We start from the raw sequence: 15,030 nt of genomic DNA, 5'->3' as shown, positions 1-15,030 counted from the left end.
TTCGGTAGGAGCAAGCATGTTTGACCTCAAGGTCGCCATCGCCGGCGCAGGCGGCAAGATGGGCGCGGCGAACATCCGCGCCATCGCCGCGACGGCAGGGATTACGGTCGTCTCCGCCTTCGACCGCGCTGGGGCGCCGGTGATCGGCAAGGACGCAGGCGAACTCGTGGGCCTCGAGCCGCTCGGTGTTTCGATCACCGACGACGTCGCGGCTGCCCTCGGCGCCGCCGAGGCGATCCTCGATTTCACCGCGCCCGCCAATTCGGTGGCGCTGGCGCAGGAGGCCGCAAAGCGCGGGCTGGTCCACATCATCGGCACCACCGGGTGCAGCGAGGCTGATGACGCAGCGATCCGCGAGGCGGCTGCCCGGGCCCGGATCGTCAAGGCGGGCAATTTCTCGCTCGGCGTGAACCTGCTGCTGGGCCTCGTGAAGCAGGCGGCCGCGGCGCTGCCGGGTTTCGACATCGAGATCCTCGAGATGCACCACAACAAGAAGGTCGATGCCCCCTCCGGCACGGCGCTGATGCTGGGTGAAGCCGCCGCCCGCGGCCGCAATCTCGATTTGAAGACCCACTCGGTCCGCGTCCGCGACGGCCACACCGGGCCGCGCGAAGAGGGCAGCATCGGCTTTGCCGCGCTGCGCGGCGGCAATGTCATCGGCGAGCACAAGGTGATCCTTGCCGGCCCATCGGAGCGCATCGAGCTCAACCACATCGCCGACAACCGGGCGCTGTTCGCCGACGGCGCGGTGCGCGCCGCCCTCTGGGTGCGCGACCAGCGGCCCGGCCTCTATTCCATGGCCGACGTGCTCGGCTTCAACTGACAAGGATTATTCGATGACCGGGACGCTGATCCTCGTTCGCCACGGCCAGAGCGACTGGAACCTCAAGAACCTGTTCACCGGCTGGCGCAACCCCGACCTCACCGAGCAAGGCATCGGCGAAGCGCGCCACACCGGCAAGCAGCTGAAGGCGGCCGGCTACGTGCCCGACGTCTACTTCACCTCGGCACTGCGCCGGGCCCAGCACACGCTCGACCTGATCCTCGAGGAGCTCGAGATCACCGAGGTGACGATCACCCGCTCAAAACTCTTGAACGAGCGCGACTATGGCGATCTCAGCGGCCTCAACAAGGATGACGCGCGGGCCAAATGGGGCGAGGAGCAGGTGCTGATCTGGCGGCGCTCGTTCGACGTGCCGCCGCCGGGCGGCGAAAGCCTCAAGGACACCGCGGCCCGCACCCTGCCCTATTACGACGCCGAGATCGTGCCGCTGCTGAAGGCCGGGAAGACCGTTTTGGTCGCCGCGCACGGCAACTCGCTGCGCTCAATCGTCATGGCGATCGAAAACCTGACGCCGGAACAGATTCTGAAGCGCGAGCTCGGAACGGGCGAGCCGGTGATTTACAAGATCGGCGCGGACGGGAAGCTGGCGGAGAAGGTGGCGATCTGAAGGTCGCCTGACTGAGAGAGACGGCCCCCTCCCTCGCCATTCGAGCGTAGCTCTCATGGCCTTCTCGCCTCAAATCGCTCCACTGGAGCGATTTGCCCCGCGGGACGGTTCGAAGTCCCCCATAAAGGGGGAGGTGAAGAGTCGGGGCTGTTTCAGCCGGCCTTACGCCCCCACTACTCCGCTTTCCCAACCCAGAATCGCCCGCTTGCGCGGCACGCCCCAGTGGTAGCCGGTGAGCGCGCCGCTGGTGCCCACGACGCGGTGGCAGGGCACGACGAAGCTGATCGGGTTCTTGCCCACGGCGCCGCCGACGGCGCGAGCCGCGGTCGGGCGGCCGATATGGTTGGCGACCTTCTGGTAGGTGGTGGCCTTGCCCACCGGGATCTTCAGCAGCGTCTCCCAGACCTGCACCTCGAAATCGGTGCCGATCAGGACGACCCGCACCGGCTGTTCGGGATCCCAGCGGTTGGGATCGAACACCCGGGCTGCGACCGGCGCCACGGCCTTGTCGTCGCGCCGATAGCTGGCATTGGGCCAGCGGTTGGCGAGATCCTCGAAGGCTTCCTCGACCGACATGTTCTCGTCGGCGAAGCCGATGCCGCTCAGCCCGTATTCGGTCATGGTCAGCACCGCGGTGCCAAACGGCGAGGGGGCGGCGCCCCAGACCATCTCGAGGCCTTCGCCGCGAGCGCGGAAGGCGCCGGGCGGCATGGCCTCATGGGTGACGAACAGGTCGTGCAGCCGCGAGGTCGAGGAGAGACCGACCTCATAGGTGGTGTCGAGCACGCTCTGCTGGTCGGCGAGGAGTTTTTTGGCGTGATTGAGCGCCACGGCCTGTGCGAAGCTTTTCGGGCTCAGCCCGCACCAGCGGCGGAACAGGTCGGTGAGCTGCCGCTCGGTCAGCCCGATGGCACGGGCAAAACGCGGCAGATCGGTTTCGTCGGGCAGCGTCTCGCTGAGGTAAGCGATGGCGGCCTGGACGGTCTCGTAATCCGAGTTGGCGATGATGGTTTCGTGCTTGCTCATGAGGCGGAACATAGGCGCGCCGAGCCGCCGTTGCGACCCGGTTTTGACGCTCGTTGCTCGACATCTTGAGCCACCAGAAGTTCCACACACTCGATGTCATCCCTGCGAAAGCAGGGACCCAACTCTCCATCTGCGCGGGCTGCCAGTTGGGTCCCAGCTTTCGCTGGGATGACGCCGGTGCGCGGGAAGGGCTTATGGCCCGATGCGACGGATACCTAAACCCGTGCCCGTTTCAGCGCGGTGCCGAAAGCCTTGGCGAAGCTCGACTTTTCGTCCTGGTTGAGGAACTGGCCGAGCACGACGTCGCGGTCACGGGTTCTGAGGTGCAGCCCGACGGTCCGCTCGTTGTAGTCGCGGTCGACCACCAGCTTGACGAAATAGGGGTTGAAGCGGCTCAGGGTTTCCTTGCCCGTGCCATCGACCTGCTTGATTTCGAGCTGGTCCGGCCACAACGTCACTTCCTCGTAGCGCTTGCCGTCGCGCTGGCTCGAGCGCATCGCCCACCAGATCAACGCGATATCGAGGCCGAGGAAACCGACGATCGGCCAGGCGCCCATCGAAAAGAAGATAATGCCGGGAATGGTGGCAAGCACCGCCAGAAGGACGATAACGACGCGAAAACCCTTGCGTCCCAGCGATCGATGGGGCGTCAGCTTTGCCGCGAATAGCGGCCTCGCTTGCGTTTGGGTCGTCATCTTGGGCATCAGTATAGGCTCAGAATCAGGATGACGGAAATGGCGCAGCAAAAAGTGAAGCGACTGCCAAAAGCAGATGTCGAAGCCATTTTCGGCGCTTTTGCGGCAGCCGAGCCCGAACCGAAGGGCGAGCTCGACTACGTGAACCCCTTCACGCTCCTGGTCGCAGTGGTGCTTTCGGCACAGGCGACCGATGCCGGCGTCAACAAGGCGACCAAGCTGTTGTTCCAGCTGGCGGATACGCCGGAGAAGATGGTGGCGCTGGGTCCGGCCGAGATCGAAGACAAGATCAAGACTATCGGGCTGTTCCGCAACAAGGCCAAGAACGTCTTTGCGCTGAGCCAGCAGCTGATCGAAAAGTTCGATTCGAAGGTGCCTGAGGATCGCGAAGCGCTGGAGAGCCTCCCCGGTGTCGGCCGGAAGACGGCGAACGTGGTGCTGAACATTGCGTTCCGGCAACCGACCATCGCGGTCGACACCCACCTGTTCCGCGTTGCCAACCGTACCGGGCTGGCCCCGGGCGACAACCCGCTCAAGGTGGAGCTGGGGCTCCTGAAGATCGTGCCGGATGAGTACCTGCTGCACGCGCACCACTGGCTGATCCTGCATGGCCGCTACATCTGCAAGGCGCGCAAACCCGATTGCTGGCGCTGCATCATTCGCGAGTGGTGCCGGTTCGAACCGAAGACACCGGCTCCGAAGGGGAGTTAGAGGCAAGCCCGATCCGACAGTGCAAAGCTCAGGTTAGACCCCGTAGCCCCGCGCCATGGCGGCGGCAAAGCTCGGGATGAACACCAGCAGCGCGGCCTGCAGGTAGAGGAAGCGACGTGACCCCGAGACCTCGGCCGGCGACGGGCTGAACCCAGCATCTGCCATCGCCGCCTTCAGCCAGCGCATGATCGAGACCGTCGGCTGGATCGAGGCGAGGCCGACGCCGAGGAAGGCGATCATCTTGGCCCAGAACACCCAGTTGCCGACATAATACTCCCAGCCGGCCGAACCGAAGATCACCCGGACAATGCCGACGACGATGACCAGCATGGCCGTGGCGCCATAGGCGCGATCAAGCGAAGCGAGCTGGCGGAGCCGCTTGCCCTCGAGTCCCGGCCGCAGCAAGGCGAACTCGGCAGCGAAGATCGCGACGAGGGTGAACACCGCAAGGTGGTGGGCGATGGCAAGGATCAGGTCGGTCATCATGTCGCTCCCGTGAAGGATGATAGGGTCTTGTTTGGACGCGAGATCTAACCGGAAAAGTCTCACAACCTTTCCTGATCTCGCTTTGCTGCCTCGACCGGTGCGAGGCAGCATGTTAACACTGTTCGCATCGAGATAATCTTCAATGTGAGCAATGTCAACATCTGAACCATCCGACCGCTATCACCATGGCGACCTGCGCCGTGCGCTGGTCGAAGCGGCGCTGGAACTGCTGCTCGAAGGCGGCACCGAGGCACTGGGCATGCGCGAGCTGGCGCGGCGGGTCGGGGTCTCCTCAGCGGCGCCATACCGGCATTTCCGCGATAAGCAGGCGCTGATCCAGGCGGTCGCGGCCGCCGGGTTCGCACTGTTCCTCGAAGCGGTCGAGGCGGCCAAAGCGGGTGTCGCGGTCGATGAGCAGTTCGGCGCCATGGCCGAGGCCTATGTGCAATTCGCGCTGCGCTACCCGCGGCTCTATAAGCTGATGTTCTCCTCGGAGCTCGGCAAGTTCGAGGACAAGGACCTGCGCCGCGCTGCAGATGCCGCTTACGCCAGCCTCGCGGTGGCGGCGGCGAAGCAAGATCCGGAGGCGCCGGGCGAGGCGGCGATCAGCGCCTGGGCGTTCGTGCATGGTCTCTCCATGCTGCTGCTCGACGAGCAGTTGCTCGGGGTTTCCGCCGCCAATGCCGAGCCGCTGGTGCGCAAGCTGACCCGCCGGCATGCGCAGCGCTTCGGCAAGCCGCACCCGGGCTGAGGTTGGCGTTGCGCGCGAGCGCAATCTCCTCTATTTCCGGCGCGGCTCAATTACCCCATTTTCATCGAAGGATCGCCGATGGCCGAGGCCCGGTTTGACGTTCTCACCATCGGCAACGCCATCGTCGACGTCATAGCTCCCATCGATCCCGGCTTCCTCGAACGCGAGGGATTGTCGGAAGGCATCATGCACCTGGTCGATGCCGAGCGTTCCGCTTACCTCTACGAGCGCATGCCAGCCGACAAGCGCCAGATCTCCGGCGGCAGCTCGGCTAACACCGCGGCCGGCGTCGCCTCGCTCGGCGGCAAGGCCTCGTTCGTCGGCAAGGTGGCGGACGACGAGCTCGGCGACGTGTTCGCCGACGACCTCAAGCGCATTGGCGTGCATTACGGCGTCTCGCGGCTGAGCGATGGCCCGGCCACCGCCCGCTCGATGATCCTCCTCTCGTCGGATGGCGAGCGGACGATGAACACCTATCTCGGCGCCTGCCACCAGCTGACCACCGCCGATATCAAGGAAGACGAGATCGGCGGCGCCACCGTCACCTATATGGAAGGGTTCCTGTGGGATCCGACCGAGGCCAAGAAGGCCTTCGTGATGGCGGCGCATTACGCCCACAAGCACGAGCGCGCCGCCTCGTTCACGCTGTCGGACCCGTTCTGCGTCAACCGCTACCGCGACGAGTTCCTCGACCTGATCCGCTCCAAGACCATGGATATCGTGTTCGGCAATGTCGAAGAGCTGAAGTCGCTGTACCAGACCGACCTGCATGGCGCGGTGCAGGCGATCGCCAAAGACGCGGAACTCGCGGCGATCACCATGGGCGCCGACGGCGCCATGGTGGTGCACGAGGGCGAGATCATCACCGTCCCCGCCTATGCGGTGAAAGAAGTGGTCGACGTTACCGGCGCCGGCGACCTGTTCGCCTCGGGGTTCCTGCTGGCGATCGCACGGGAGCGCGACTTCCGAACCGCATTGCAGGCGGGGTGCCTCGCGGCCAGCGAAGTGATCTCGCATATCGGCGCCCGGCCGGTGGCGGATTTGCAGGCGCTGGCGGCTGAGAAGAGCATCGGGATTTAGGCCCGGCAGGTGCGTTTGGCGCCCCTCACCCTAGCCCTCTCCCCAGAGGGGCGAGGGGACGCACTTTGCACCGACTGTGCCACACCGCCCCCTCGCCCCTTTGGGGAGAGGGTCGGGGTGAGGGGCAGCCAAGCGCACTAAACCTTCCGCAGCGCTACCCGTTCAATCGCGTGGCTGGGGCCCTTGGTCAGCACCAGGTCGGCGCGGCTGCGGGTTGGCTGGATGTTGTCGCGCAGGTTCGGAAGGTTGATTTCCTTCCACGCCCACATGCCGAAAGCCTCGGCTTCCTCCGCGCTCATCTTGGTGAAGCGGTGAAAGAAGCTCTTGGGGTCGGCGAAGGCGGTTTCGCGCAGCCGCCGGAAGCGTTCCATGAACCAGGTGGTCAGGTCGTTCTCGTCGGCATCGATGAAGATGGAGAAATCGAGGAAGTCGGAGGCGAACAGGATCGGCTTTCCGGATTTCGGCAACTCGCCCGGCTGCAGGATGTTGAGCCCCTCGACGATCAGGATGTCGGGCCGATCGATGGTGATGAACTCGCCATCGATGACGTCGTAGACGAGGTGCGAGTAGACCGGCACCTTGACGTCGGGCTTGCCCGACTTGATGTCGGAAAGAAAGCGGATCAGCGCGCCGCGATCGTAGCTTTCGGGAAACCCCTTGCGGTCGGCGAGCTGCAGCGCATCGAGCCGCTGGTTCGAATAGAGGAAACCGTCAGTGGTGACGAGGTCGACCTTGGGCGAGCTCGGCCAGCGACTGAGCAACGCCTTCAGAATGCGCGAGGTGGTGGATTTCCCCACCGCCACCGAGCCGGCGACGCCGATGATGTACGGCACCTTGCGGCCATCGGCGCCGAGGAATTTCGTCGAGGCGCGGTGCAGCTCCTGCGTCGCCTCGACATAGAGCGAGATCAGCCGGCTCAGCGGCAGGTAGATTTCTTCCGCCTCGGTGAACGAGATCGGATCGGTGAGGGCGCGCAGGCGTTTGACGTCATCGGCGTCGAGCGTCATCGGCTCGTCGGCGCGAAAACCGCTCCACTCGGCCTTGCTGAAATAGTGGTAGGGCGCGAGCTCGAGCTTTTTGACCCCCATCAGCCCTGTACCTTCCCGCGCGACGCCTTCTCTTCGAGGCCCGATTGCGCGGTGCGGCGCTCGAGCTGCGCCATCACGTCGGCGAGCGGCACGCCGGCGGCGCGGAGCAGCACCAGGAGGTGGTAGATCACGTCGGAGGCTTCGCCTTCGGTGCCCTTCCTGTCCTTGGTCACCGAGGCAATGATGATCTCGGCGGCTTCCTCGCCGAACTTCTTGGCGCAACGCTCGACCCCGCCGGCCAGCAGCTTTGCCGTGTAGCTCTCATCGGGCGAAGCGCCGGCGCGGGCGGCGATGCGCTTATCCAGGTCTTCGAGGCTGAAGCTCATCAAATTTCTCCCGCATTGCTGTCGCGCCGCATCGGAATGCCGTGACGCTCCATGTAGTCCTTGGCTTCGCCCACCGTGTAGGTACCGAAGTGGAAGATCGAGGCGGCGAGCACTGCCGAAGCGTGCCCCTCCTTGACCCCGTCGACCAGATCACCGAGCGAGCCGACGCCGCCGGAAGCAATCACCGGCACATGCACCGCATCGGCAACGGCGCGGGTGAGCTTCAGGTCGAAGCCCGACTTGGTGCCGTCGCGATCCATCGAGGTGACCAGCAGTTCGCCGGCGCCCCGCTCGACCATTTTCGCGGCGAACTCGACGGCGTCGAGCCCGGTCGGATTACGGCCGCCATGGGTGTAGATTTCCCACTCATCCATGTTCTGCTGCCCCGGCGCCTGGATCTGCCGCCGCCGCGCATCGACCGAAACGACGATGCACTGGTCGCCGAACTTGTCGGCGGCGCGGGCGATGAAATCCGGGTCGTTCACCGCGGCCGAGTTGATCGACACCTTGTCCGCGCCGGCGAGCAGGAGTTTTCGGATATCCTCGAGCTTCCTGATGCCGCCGCCTACCGTCACCGGCATGAAGCAGTGCTCGGCCGTGCGCGCCACCACATCGAAAATGGTGTCGCGGTTCTCGTGGCTCGCGGCAATGTCGAGGAAGGTCAGCTCGTCGGCGCCGGCGGCGTTATAGGCGATGGCGGCTTCGACGGGATCGCCGGCATCGATCAGGTCGACGAACTGCACGCCTTTGACAACGCGGCCGTCTTTGACGTCGAGGCAGGGGATGATGCGGGTTTTCAGGCTCATTGGCGCGGTTCCGAGGGTGGGCGCTTCACCCTCGCATAGATGGCGAAACCGAAGGAGAACACCCAGAAAATGAAGGCGAACAGCCCGGCGAGGCCGAACAGCGTGGGCAGGATGCCGGTAAAGCCGGCATAGAACAGCGCCAGGATCGGCACCAGCGCCAGCGGATACCACCAGAGGCGGACCCGCTCGACCAGGATCGGCTTGTTCTTGAGCTCAGCCATCAGGCAGCTCGCTGTTTCAGCAGCGCTATTGCTTCACGTGAATCAATGCGCCCGTCATAGAGCGCGCGGCCGGAGATGGCGCCTTCGAGCAGCTGGTAGCGCGGCTCGGTCATGGTGCGGATGTCGTCCATTGAGGCGAGCCCACCCGAGGCGATCACCGGGATCGACACGGCTTCCGCCAGCTCCAGCGTCGAGGGCCAGTTGATGCCCTTCAGCACACCGTCGCGGTCGATATCGGTGTAGATGATCGCCGCCACCCCTGCCCCCTCGAAGCGCTTCCCGAGTTCGATGGCAGTCAGCTCGGAGGTTTCCGCCCAGCCCTCCACCGCCACCTTGCCGCCGCGCGCATCGATGCCGACCGCCACCCGACCCGGAAACAGCCGCGCCGCCTCGCGCACCAGCGCCGGATCACGCACCGCGACGGTGCCGAGGATCACACGGGCCAGCCCCCGGCCGAGCCACTCCTCGATATGGGCGATGGTGCGGATGCCGCCACCCAGCTGCACCGGAAAGCTCACCCGGTCGAGGATCGCCTGCACGGCATCGCCGTTGACGCTGCGGCCGGCGAAGGCGCCGTTGAGATCGACAACGTGCAGGTACTCGAACCCCTGGTCCTCGAACGATTTGGCCTGGGCGGCCGGATCGTCATTGAAGACGGTGGCCTGCTGCATGTCGCCCAGCTTCAGCCGGACACACTGGCCATCCTTGAGGTCGATGGCGGGGAACAGGATCATGCGGAGAACTCCGACTCTTCGGCGCTTGGGTGCCCCTCACCCCGGCCCTCTCCCCCCAGGTGCGCTATTGCGCACCCTTGGAGGGGCGAGGGGGCGATAGCTGCACGGCCTGCGGTCCAATCGTCCCCTCTCCCCCTTGGGGAGAGGGTTAGGGTGAGGGGTAGCCAAGCGCTCGGGCTCACGGCTTCCACCCCAAAAAATTGCGGATCAGCGTCAGCCCGAGGGTCTGGCTCTTTTCCGGGTGGAACTGGGTGCCCAGCAGATTGTCGCGGCCGACGATGGCGGTGACCTCCTGGCCGTAGTCGGCGCTGGCGACCAGGGTCTCCGGACGGTCCACCGCCAGGTGATAGGAGTGGACGAAATAGGCGTGCAGCCCATTGGGCCCATCGGGGATGCCCGCCAGCAGCGGGTGGGTCTGCCTGATCGTCAGCGTGTTCCAGCCCATGTGCGGGACCTTGAGGTCGCGCTTCGGCTCGAGCCTGACCACCGCTCCGGGGATCCAGCCGAGCCCTTTGGTGATGGTCTTTTCACGGCCTTCGGTGGCCATCAGCTGCATGCCGACGCAGATGCCGAGGAACGGCACGCCGCCCTTGATCACCCGCTCCTCCAGCACCTCGACCATGCCGGTCACGGCGTCGAGCCCGGCGCGGCAATCGGCAAAGGCGCCGACGCCCGGCAGGACGATGCGGTCGGCGCGGCGCACCGTCTCGACGTCGTCGGTGACGAGGATGTCGTCACCGGTCCCCGCTTCCCGCGCAGCGCGCTCGAAGGCTTTGGCGGCCGAGCGGAGATTGCCCGAGCCGTAATCGATAATGGTAACCGTGCTCATCGGGTCTGCCGCTTCAGGTAGTCGACCAATGCCAGGTCTTCATCGGCGGCGACGATCTCGGTGCGATAGCGGCCGCCGCGCTTCGCCGTCTTCACCCGGCGGAAGCTCCCGGCCTCAAAGCCGATCAGGGTGGCGAACAGCACATAGAGCCAGAACGCCGCCTCACCGCCGATTACGAGGCTCAAGCCAGTGATCGCGACCGTGCCGGCAACCCAGATCCCGAGCAGCAGCCAGAGCCCGTGGACGAGCGCATGCACCGGCGGCAGCAGGGCCGCGGACCAGGAGAAGCGATCGGCCACCGCAGTGGGCCCGTCGCTCGGGCGCTCGTAGACGGAATAGAGGGTCACGGTTATCCTCACTGGATCGGCGTGGTTGCGGGTTCGCCTTAGAGCAAAACCCGCACGGTTGGAAGATGAGGGAACCGACCGCCTGCCATGCCGTTGGTTCAACCGGCTTTGAGGAGAGCTTTATGACGCATGATTCCCACGACCCGCATGGCGATGGAACGATGGGTTCCGAACCGACCCAGGGCATTTTCATCGGCTGGCTCGCCATCGGGCTGCTCGTCGTCATGGCGATCTTCACCCTGACGGTCATCAGCGCCGGCGCCAATTACGGCTTCAGTTGAGCCTGCCAACCGCTTGCACTTTGCAAGTTGTAGTGGCACCGGGACCAGTTGCTGCAGAGCGACTGGTTTTCTGTACTGGCGACGCTGCAGGAGGTCGACGATGGCAGACGGCAAATATCTCGCGGTGTTCTACAGCGACAAGGCTGGGCCGAAGTGGCAGGCCTGGAACGCGCTCTCCGAGCAGGAGCGGCGGGAAAGGGACGCCATCGGCCTGCCGGCACTCGAGGCCTGGGACGAAAAGCACAAGCATGCGATCGTTTATGTGGGCAGCCCGCTGGGCAAAACCCTGCAGGTGACCGACCAAGGCATCGCCAAATCAGTCAACCACCTGACGGCCTTCGTCGTGGTTCGGGCGCCGTCGCTGGAGGCCGCCGCGCAGATGTTCGAGGGGCACCCGCATATGAGCATCTTCCCGTGCCATGCCGTGGATGTGATGCCGATGCTCGGGATGGGAATGGACGACGAAGGCCGGCCGAACAGCTAGAGCGTGCCCTTGGTCGAGGGGATGGCATCGGCGGCACGTGGATCGATCTCCACCGCCGCGCGCAGCGCCCGGGCCAGCGCCTTGAAGGCGCTTTCTGCGATATGGTGGTTGTTGTCGCCGTAGAAGGTTTCGACGTGCAGCGTAATGCCGGCATTCATGGCGAAGGCCTGGAACCACTCGCGGAACAGTTCGGTATCCATCTCGCCCACCTTGTCGCGCGTGAACTCGACATTCCAGACGAGGAACGGCCGACCCGAGACGTCGAGGGCGACGCGGGTGAGCGTGCCATCCATCGGCAGATCGGACGAGGCGTAGCGGCGGATGCCTCGCTTGTTGCCGAGCGCTTGCTTGATCGCCTCACCCAGTGCAATGCCGACATCCTCGGCGGTGTGGTGAAAATCGATGTGCAGGTCGCCCTTGGCGACGACGGTCATGTCGATCAGCGAGTGCTTCGACAACTGATCCAGCATGTGATCGAGAAAGCCGATGCCGGTCTGCATGTCATGCTTGCCCGACCCATCGAGGTTCACCGACACTTTGATATCGGTCTCGTTGGTCTTGCGGGCGATCTCGGCGGTGCGCATCTCGGCAGTCCCTATCGTGGCGCGGCGGCTGTAGCAGATAGCGCCGGAGCGGTGAAGATGCGGTGAAGGCGCGACGGACCTCGGTAACATCGCGGAAACTACCCGACCGGCTAGGCCGGTTTGCATTCGCCCGCCCCGTGCCTAAATAGGGACCAACAGTTCTGGAGTTTTTCCCAAGATGTCGAAGGACAACGAGTTTCCCGGCTGGCACGGCACGACGATCGTCGCCGTCCGCAAGGGCAACAAGGTGGTGGTGGCCGGTGACGGACAGGTCTCGGTCGGCAACACCGTGATGAAGCATACCGCCAAGAAGGTGCGGCGCCTCGCCGACGGCAAGGTGATCGGCGGCTTCGCCGGCGCCACCGCCGACGCGTTCACGCTGTTCGAGCGGCTCGAGGCCAAGCTGATCCAGTATCCCGACCAGCTGATGCGCGCATCGGTCGAGCTGGCCAAGGATTGGCGCACCGACCGGTACCTGCGCCGGCTCGAGGCCATGATGATCGTCGCCGACAAGGACGTCACCCTGGTGCTCACCGGCACCGGTGACGTGCTCACCCCAGACCACGCGACCATCGCCATCGGCTCGGGCGGCAACTACGCCTATTCGGCGGCGCTGGCGCTGAGCGAGAACACCGACATGGACGCTGAGGAAATCGCCCGCAAGGCGATGAAGATCGCCGCCGAGGTGTGCATCTACACCAACGAGAACGTGACGGTCGAAACGATTGAAACCGTCTGACGCCCACTTCCGCTACGGCTTCCGGCCGGTGACGCGAGCTGACTTGCCGCTTCTGGCCGGCTGGCTGACGGAGCCGCACGTAGCGCGATGGTGGGACGATCCGGTCAAAGGCCTGAAGTCGATCGAAGGCCATATCGACAGCATTTCGGTCGAGCCCTTCATCGTCGAACTCAACGGCAAGCCGATCGGCTACATCCAGAGCTACGATCCGCACCTCGAAGACGGACACCCATACCAGGACCAGCCAACCGGCACCTTGGGGATCGACCAGTTCATCGGACCGGCCGAACTGATCGGCAAGGGCCACGGCCCGCGGCTGATCGAGGCATTTGTCGAGCTGCTGTTCGAGGAAGGCGCCATCCGGGTGATCATCGATCCCGATCCGGCCAACGCGGCGGCGATCCGGGCCTATGAGAAAGCCGGGTTCGAACGCTTCGACACCCGGCACTCGGAATATGGCCCGGCGCTGATGCTGGCGCGGAACGCCGAGGGAGACGTCGCGTGAGCTGGACCACTCGCCGGCTGACAGCAGCGGATGCCGAAGCCTATCGGACGCTCCGCATCGAGGGGCTGACGCTGTCGCCGGCGTCGTTCGGCTCGAGCCTTGCCGAAGAGGGGACGCAGCCAATCGAGGTCTTTGCCGGGCGGCTGGAGCGCAGCTTCATCTTCGGGCTGTTCGACGGCGCCGCGCTGGTCGGCACGGCTGGCTTTTACCGCGAAGCCAATAGCAATTCGGCGCACCGCGGACATCTCATCGGCGTCTATCTCAGCCCAGGCTCGCGCGGCCGCGGCGGCGCGGACCTGGTGATCGCGGCGGTGATCGCCGAAGCGCGCAACCACGTGCTGCAGCTGCACCTGGCGGTGACGCAGGACAACCCCACGGCCCGCCGGCTCTACGAGCGGCACGGCTTTGTGACGTATGGCGAAGACCCGCGTGGCCTCAAGGTCGATGGCGTCTTCTACGATGACTATCTCATGGTGCTGCGCCTCGATGAGGGCAGCGGAAAGTGACGGATTATGAGTGACAGCAATTTCTCCCCGCGCGAGATCGTCTCCGAGCTCGATCGCTACATTGTCGGCCAGCATGACGCCAAGCGCGCCGTGGCCGTGGCGCTGCGCAACCGCTGGCGCCGGCAACAGCTGCCGGATGACCTGCGCGCCGAGGTGACGCCGAAGAACATCCTGATGATCGGACCTACCGGCGTCGGCAAGACCGAGATCAGCCGGCGGCTGGCGAAGCTCGCCCAGGCGCCGTTCATCAAGGTCGAGGCCACCAAGTTCACCGAAGTCGGCTATGTCGGCCGCGACGTCGAGCAGATCATCCGCGACCTGGTCGAAGCAGGCATTTCGCTGCTGCGCGACAAGAAGCGCGCCGAGGTCCAGGCGCAGGCGCATCACAATGCCGAGGAGCGGGTGCTCGACGCGCTGGTCGGCTCGTCCGCCTCGCCATCGACCCGCGACAGCTTCCGCCAGAAGCTTCGCACCAACGAGCTCGACGACAAGGAAATCGAGATCGAGATGCAGCCGACCGGCAATTCCGGCGGCTTCGATATCCCCGGCATGCCGGGCGCCAATATCGGCGTGATCAACATCCAGGACATGCTGGGCAAGGCCTTTGGCGGCCGCGGCGTCAAGCGCAAGGTCAAGGTGAAGGACGCGCACCAGCCGCTCTTGGCCGAGGAGGCCGACAAGCTGCTCGACCAGGACCAGCTGAACAAGGAAGCGGTGGATCTGGTCGAGAACCATGGCATCGCCTTCATCGACGAGATCGACAAGATCGTGAACCGCGAAGGCGGCTACGGTGGCGGCGTTTCCCGCGAAGGCGTGCAGCGCGACCTGCTGCCGCTGATCGAAGGCACCACGGTTTCGACCAAGTACGGCCCGGTGAAGACCGACCACATCCTGTTCATCGCCTCGGGCGCCTTCCATGTGGCCAAGCCCTCGGACCTGTTGCCCGAACTGCAGGGCCGCCTGCCGATCCGTGTCGAGCTCAAGGCGCTGACCCGGCAGGACCTGATCGGCATCCTCAACGATACCGACGCGAGCCTGATCAAGCAGTATGTGGCGCTGATGAAGACCGAGGGGCTGACGCTCGACTTCACCCCCGATGCGATCGAGGCGATCGCCGACGCGGCGGTGCAGGTCAACTCGACGGTCGAGAATATCGGCGCCCGCCGGCTCGCCACCATCCTCGAGCGGCTGGTCGAAGACATTTCGTTCGATGCGCCTGACAAGGCGGGCGAGACGATCCGCATCGACAAGGGGTATGTCGACGAGCGCATCGGCAAGATGGCAGCCGACACCGACCTCAGCAGGTTCGTGCTGTAGCACCACCGCCCGGGCGTGGGGCCACCCCCACAAGGGGACGACAAGATGTCGCCCCGAGGGGGA

The 15,030-nt window shown here is 65.0% G+C and carries 22 protein-coding genes; 11 read left to right on the top strand and 11 right to left on the bottom strand.

The features are described 5' to 3' along the window. Positions 1-16: 16 nt before the first annotated feature. Together dapB and ASC89_RS02155 are read left to right on the top strand one after the other, a co-directional pair. The gene (gene dapB / locus ASC89_RS02160; protein WP_055994203.1) at positions 17-823 is read left to right on the top strand and encodes a 4-hydroxy-tetrahydrodipicolinate reductase; all 807 of its coding nucleotides are present in this window, start codon (positions 17-19) and stop codon (positions 821-823) included. A 13-nt stretch (positions 824-836) separates the two neighbouring features. Beyond that, positions 837-1,451 carry a 2,3-bisphosphoglycerate-dependent phosphoglycerate mutase gene (locus ASC89_RS02155; protein ID WP_055994201.1) on the top strand — a complete coding sequence of 205 codons (615 nt, stop codon included), beginning with the start codon at positions 837-839 and terminating at the stop codon, positions 1,449-1,451. Between the two features lie 162 nt (positions 1,452-1,613). On the opposite strand, the gene ASC89_RS02150 is transcribed toward ASC89_RS02155, so the two are convergent. Continuing rightward, positions 1,614-2,477 carry a methylated-DNA--[protein]-cysteine S-methyltransferase gene (locus ASC89_RS02150; RefSeq protein WP_082533164.1) on the bottom strand — a complete coding sequence of 288 codons (864 nt, stop codon included), beginning with the start codon at positions 2,475-2,477 and terminating at the stop codon, positions 1,614-1,616. 215 nt (positions 2,478-2,692) lie between these two features. After that, positions 2,693-3,172: a DUF2244 domain-containing protein gene (locus ASC89_RS02145; protein ID WP_162247890.1), complete on the bottom strand. Its 480-nt coding sequence runs from the start codon at positions 3,170-3,172 to the stop codon at positions 2,693-2,695. A 39-nt stretch (positions 3,173-3,211) separates the two neighbouring features. Here ASC89_RS02145 and nth point away from each other — a divergent pair, with 39 nt between their 5' ends. Further along, entirely contained in the window at positions 3,212-3,883 is a 672-nt protein-coding gene (gene nth / locus ASC89_RS02140; protein WP_244488376.1) for an endonuclease III, read from the top strand. Positions 3,884-3,916: 33 nt separating this feature from the next. On the opposite strand, the gene ASC89_RS02135 is transcribed toward nth, so the two are convergent. Beyond that, the gene (locus ASC89_RS02135) at positions 3,917-4,366 is read right to left on the bottom strand and encodes a DUF2214 family protein (RefSeq protein WP_055994929.1); all 450 of its coding nucleotides are present in this window, start codon (positions 4,364-4,366) and stop codon (positions 3,917-3,919) included. A 154-nt stretch (positions 4,367-4,520) separates the two neighbouring features. Here ASC89_RS02135 and ASC89_RS02130 point away from each other — a divergent pair, with 154 nt between their 5' ends. Beyond that, entirely contained in the window at positions 4,521-5,120 is a 600-nt protein-coding gene (locus ASC89_RS02130; protein ID WP_055994194.1) for a TetR/AcrR family transcriptional regulator, read from the top strand. Positions 5,121-5,198: 78 nt separating this feature from the next. Then, positions 5,199-6,200 (top strand): adenosine kinase, encoded by a 1,002-nt coding sequence (locus tag ASC89_RS02125; RefSeq protein WP_055874493.1) that lies wholly within the window; start codon positions 5,199-5,201, stop codon positions 6,198-6,200. 137 nt (positions 6,201-6,337) lie between these two features. On the opposite strand, the gene coaA is transcribed toward ASC89_RS02125, so the two are convergent. The 7 genes from coaA to ASC89_RS02090 all read right to left on the bottom strand — a co-directional run bounded on the left by coaA (position 6,338) and on the right by ASC89_RS02090 (position 10,551). Continuing rightward, entirely contained in the window at positions 6,338-7,288 is a 951-nt protein-coding gene (gene coaA / locus ASC89_RS02120) for a type I pantothenate kinase (RefSeq protein WP_055874495.1), read from the bottom strand. After that, positions 7,288-7,617 (bottom strand): phosphoribosyl-ATP diphosphatase, encoded by a 330-nt coding sequence (locus ASC89_RS02115; RefSeq protein WP_055874498.1) that lies wholly within the window; start codon positions 7,615-7,617, stop codon positions 7,288-7,290. The genes coaA and ASC89_RS02115 overlap by 1 nt, the downstream gene beginning before the upstream one ends. Further along, positions 7,614-8,420: an imidazole glycerol phosphate synthase subunit HisF gene (gene hisF / locus ASC89_RS02110; protein WP_055874501.1), complete on the bottom strand. Its 807-nt coding sequence runs from the start codon at positions 8,418-8,420 to the stop codon at positions 7,614-7,616. Before hisF ends, ASC89_RS02115 begins: the two co-directional genes overlap by 4 nt. After that, positions 8,417-8,641 carry a hypothetical protein gene (locus tag ASC89_RS02105; RefSeq protein WP_055874504.1) on the bottom strand — a complete coding sequence of 75 codons (225 nt, stop codon included), beginning with the start codon at positions 8,639-8,641 and terminating at the stop codon, positions 8,417-8,419. Before ASC89_RS02105 ends, hisF begins: the two co-directional genes overlap by 4 nt. After that, the gene (gene hisA / locus ASC89_RS02100; RefSeq protein ID WP_055994192.1) at positions 8,641-9,375 is read right to left on the bottom strand and encodes a 1-(5-phosphoribosyl)-5-[(5-phosphoribosylamino)methylideneamino]imidazole-4-carboxamide isomerase; all 735 of its coding nucleotides are present in this window, start codon (positions 9,373-9,375) and stop codon (positions 8,641-8,643) included. Before hisA ends, ASC89_RS02105 begins: the two co-directional genes overlap by 1 nt. Positions 9,376-9,553: 178 nt before the next feature. Continuing rightward, positions 9,554-10,204 carry an imidazole glycerol phosphate synthase subunit HisH gene (hisH, locus tag ASC89_RS02095; RefSeq protein WP_055994190.1) on the bottom strand — a complete coding sequence of 217 codons (651 nt, stop codon included), beginning with the start codon at positions 10,202-10,204 and terminating at the stop codon, positions 9,554-9,556. After that, positions 10,201-10,551 (bottom strand): DUF2628 domain-containing protein, encoded by a 351-nt coding sequence (locus ASC89_RS02090; protein WP_055994188.1) that lies wholly within the window; start codon positions 10,549-10,551, stop codon positions 10,201-10,203. The genes hisH and ASC89_RS02090 overlap by 4 nt, the downstream gene beginning before the upstream one ends. A gap of 122 nt (positions 10,552-10,673) precedes the next feature. On the opposite strand from ASC89_RS02090, the gene ASC89_RS28365 reads away from it, so the two are divergent. Continuing rightward, positions 10,674-10,832, top strand: a complete 159-nt coding sequence (locus tag ASC89_RS28365; RefSeq protein WP_156384466.1) for a hypothetical protein — start codon at positions 10,674-10,676, stop codon at positions 10,830-10,832. 100 nt (positions 10,833-10,932) lie between these two features. Continuing rightward, a complete protein-coding gene (locus tag ASC89_RS02085) occupies positions 10,933-11,316 on the top strand; it encodes a hypothetical protein (protein WP_055994186.1) in 384 nt (127 codons plus the stop codon). Here ASC89_RS02085 and hisB read toward each other — a convergent pair. Beyond that, positions 11,313-11,900 carry an imidazoleglycerol-phosphate dehydratase HisB gene (gene hisB, locus ASC89_RS02080; RefSeq protein WP_055994184.1) on the bottom strand — a complete coding sequence of 196 codons (588 nt, stop codon included), beginning with the start codon at positions 11,898-11,900 and terminating at the stop codon, positions 11,313-11,315. The two genes, ASC89_RS02085 and hisB, sit on opposite strands and share 4 nt — an antisense overlap. A 178-nt stretch (positions 11,901-12,078) precedes the next feature. Between hisB and hslV the strand changes: the two genes are divergently transcribed. The 4 genes from hslV to hslU are packed head-to-tail and all read left to right on the top strand — an operon-like array spanning position 12,079 to position 14,967. Next, the gene (gene hslV / locus ASC89_RS02075; protein WP_055994182.1) at positions 12,079-12,639 is read left to right on the top strand and encodes an ATP-dependent protease subunit HslV; all 561 of its coding nucleotides are present in this window, start codon (positions 12,079-12,081) and stop codon (positions 12,637-12,639) included. Further along, positions 12,626-13,144 carry a GNAT family N-acetyltransferase gene (locus tag ASC89_RS02070; protein ID WP_055994180.1) on the top strand — a complete coding sequence of 173 codons (519 nt, stop codon included), beginning with the start codon at positions 12,626-12,628 and terminating at the stop codon, positions 13,142-13,144. The genes hslV and ASC89_RS02070 overlap by 14 nt, the downstream gene beginning before the upstream one ends. Continuing rightward, positions 13,141-13,650, top strand: coding sequence for a GNAT family N-acetyltransferase (locus ASC89_RS02065; protein WP_055994178.1), 510 nt, complete (start codon positions 13,141-13,143; stop codon positions 13,648-13,650). The genes ASC89_RS02070 and ASC89_RS02065 overlap by 4 nt, the downstream gene beginning before the upstream one ends. Before the next feature lie 6 nt (positions 13,651-13,656). Beyond that, a complete protein-coding gene (hslU, locus tag ASC89_RS02060; RefSeq protein ID WP_055994176.1) occupies positions 13,657-14,967 on the top strand; it encodes an ATP-dependent protease ATPase subunit HslU in 1,311 nt (436 codons plus the stop codon). Positions 14,968-15,030: the final 63 nt, after the last annotated feature.

It is taken from the genome of Devosia sp. Root413D1, assembly GCF_001425235.1.
Lineage (GTDB): Bacteria > Pseudomonadota > Alphaproteobacteria > Rhizobiales > Devosiaceae > Devosia_A.
The sequence above is the reverse complement of the archived record's forward strand: the minus strand, read 5'-3'. Positions and strand labels throughout refer to the sequence as shown.

Bases quoted from the DNA above. Each gene is read 5' to 3' on its own strand.
- dapB (WP_055994203.1), top strand. From the start codon at position 17: ATGTTTGACCTCAAGGTCGCCATCGCCGGCGCAGGCGGCAAGATGGGC.
- ASC89_RS02155 (WP_055994201.1), top strand. From the start codon at position 837: ATGACCGGGACGCTGATCCTCGTTCGCCACGGCCAGAGCGACTGGAAC.
- ASC89_RS02150 (WP_082533164.1), bottom strand. From the start codon at position 2,477: ATGAGCAAGCACGAAACCATCATCGCCAACTCGGATTACGAGACCGTC.
- ASC89_RS02145 (WP_162247890.1), bottom strand. From the start codon at position 3,172: ATGACGACCCAAACGCAAGCGAGGCCGCTATTCGCGGCAAAGCTGACG.
- nth (WP_244488376.1), top strand. From the start codon at position 3,212: ATGGCGCAGCAAAAAGTGAAGCGACTGCCAAAAGCAGATGTCGAAGCC.
- ASC89_RS02135 (WP_055994929.1), bottom strand. From the start codon at position 4,366: ATGACCGACCTGATCCTTGCCATCGCCCACCACCTTGCGGTGTTCACC.
- ASC89_RS02130 (WP_055994194.1), top strand. From the start codon at position 4,521: ATGTCAACATCTGAACCATCCGACCGCTATCACCATGGCGACCTGCGC.
- ASC89_RS02125 (WP_055874493.1), top strand. From the start codon at position 5,199: ATGGCCGAGGCCCGGTTTGACGTTCTCACCATCGGCAACGCCATCGTC.
- coaA (WP_055874495.1), bottom strand. From the start codon at position 7,288: ATGGGGGTCAAAAAGCTCGAGCTCGCGCCCTACCACTATTTCAGCAAG.
- hisF (WP_055874501.1), bottom strand. From the start codon at position 8,420: ATGAGCCTGAAAACCCGCATCATCCCCTGCCTCGACGTCAAAGACGGC.
- ASC89_RS02105 (WP_055874504.1), bottom strand. From the start codon at position 8,641: ATGGCTGAGCTCAAGAACAAGCCGATCCTGGTCGAGCGGGTCCGCCTC.
- hisA (WP_055994192.1), bottom strand. From the start codon at position 9,375: ATGATCCTGTTCCCCGCCATCGACCTCAAGGATGGCCAGTGTGTCCGG.
- hisH (WP_055994190.1), bottom strand. From the start codon at position 10,204: ATGAGCACGGTTACCATTATCGATTACGGCTCGGGCAATCTCCGCTCG.
- ASC89_RS28365 (WP_156384466.1), top strand. From the start codon at position 10,674: ATGACGCATGATTCCCACGACCCGCATGGCGATGGAACGATGGGTTCC.
- ASC89_RS02085 (WP_055994186.1), top strand. From the start codon at position 10,933: ATGGCAGACGGCAAATATCTCGCGGTGTTCTACAGCGACAAGGCTGGG.
- hisB (WP_055994184.1), bottom strand. From the start codon at position 11,900: ATGCGCACCGCCGAGATCGCCCGCAAGACCAACGAGACCGATATCAAA.
- hslV (WP_055994182.1), top strand. From the start codon at position 12,079: ATGTCGAAGGACAACGAGTTTCCCGGCTGGCACGGCACGACGATCGTC.
- hslU (WP_055994176.1), top strand. From the start codon at position 13,657: ATGAGTGACAGCAATTTCTCCCCGCGCGAGATCGTCTCCGAGCTCGAT.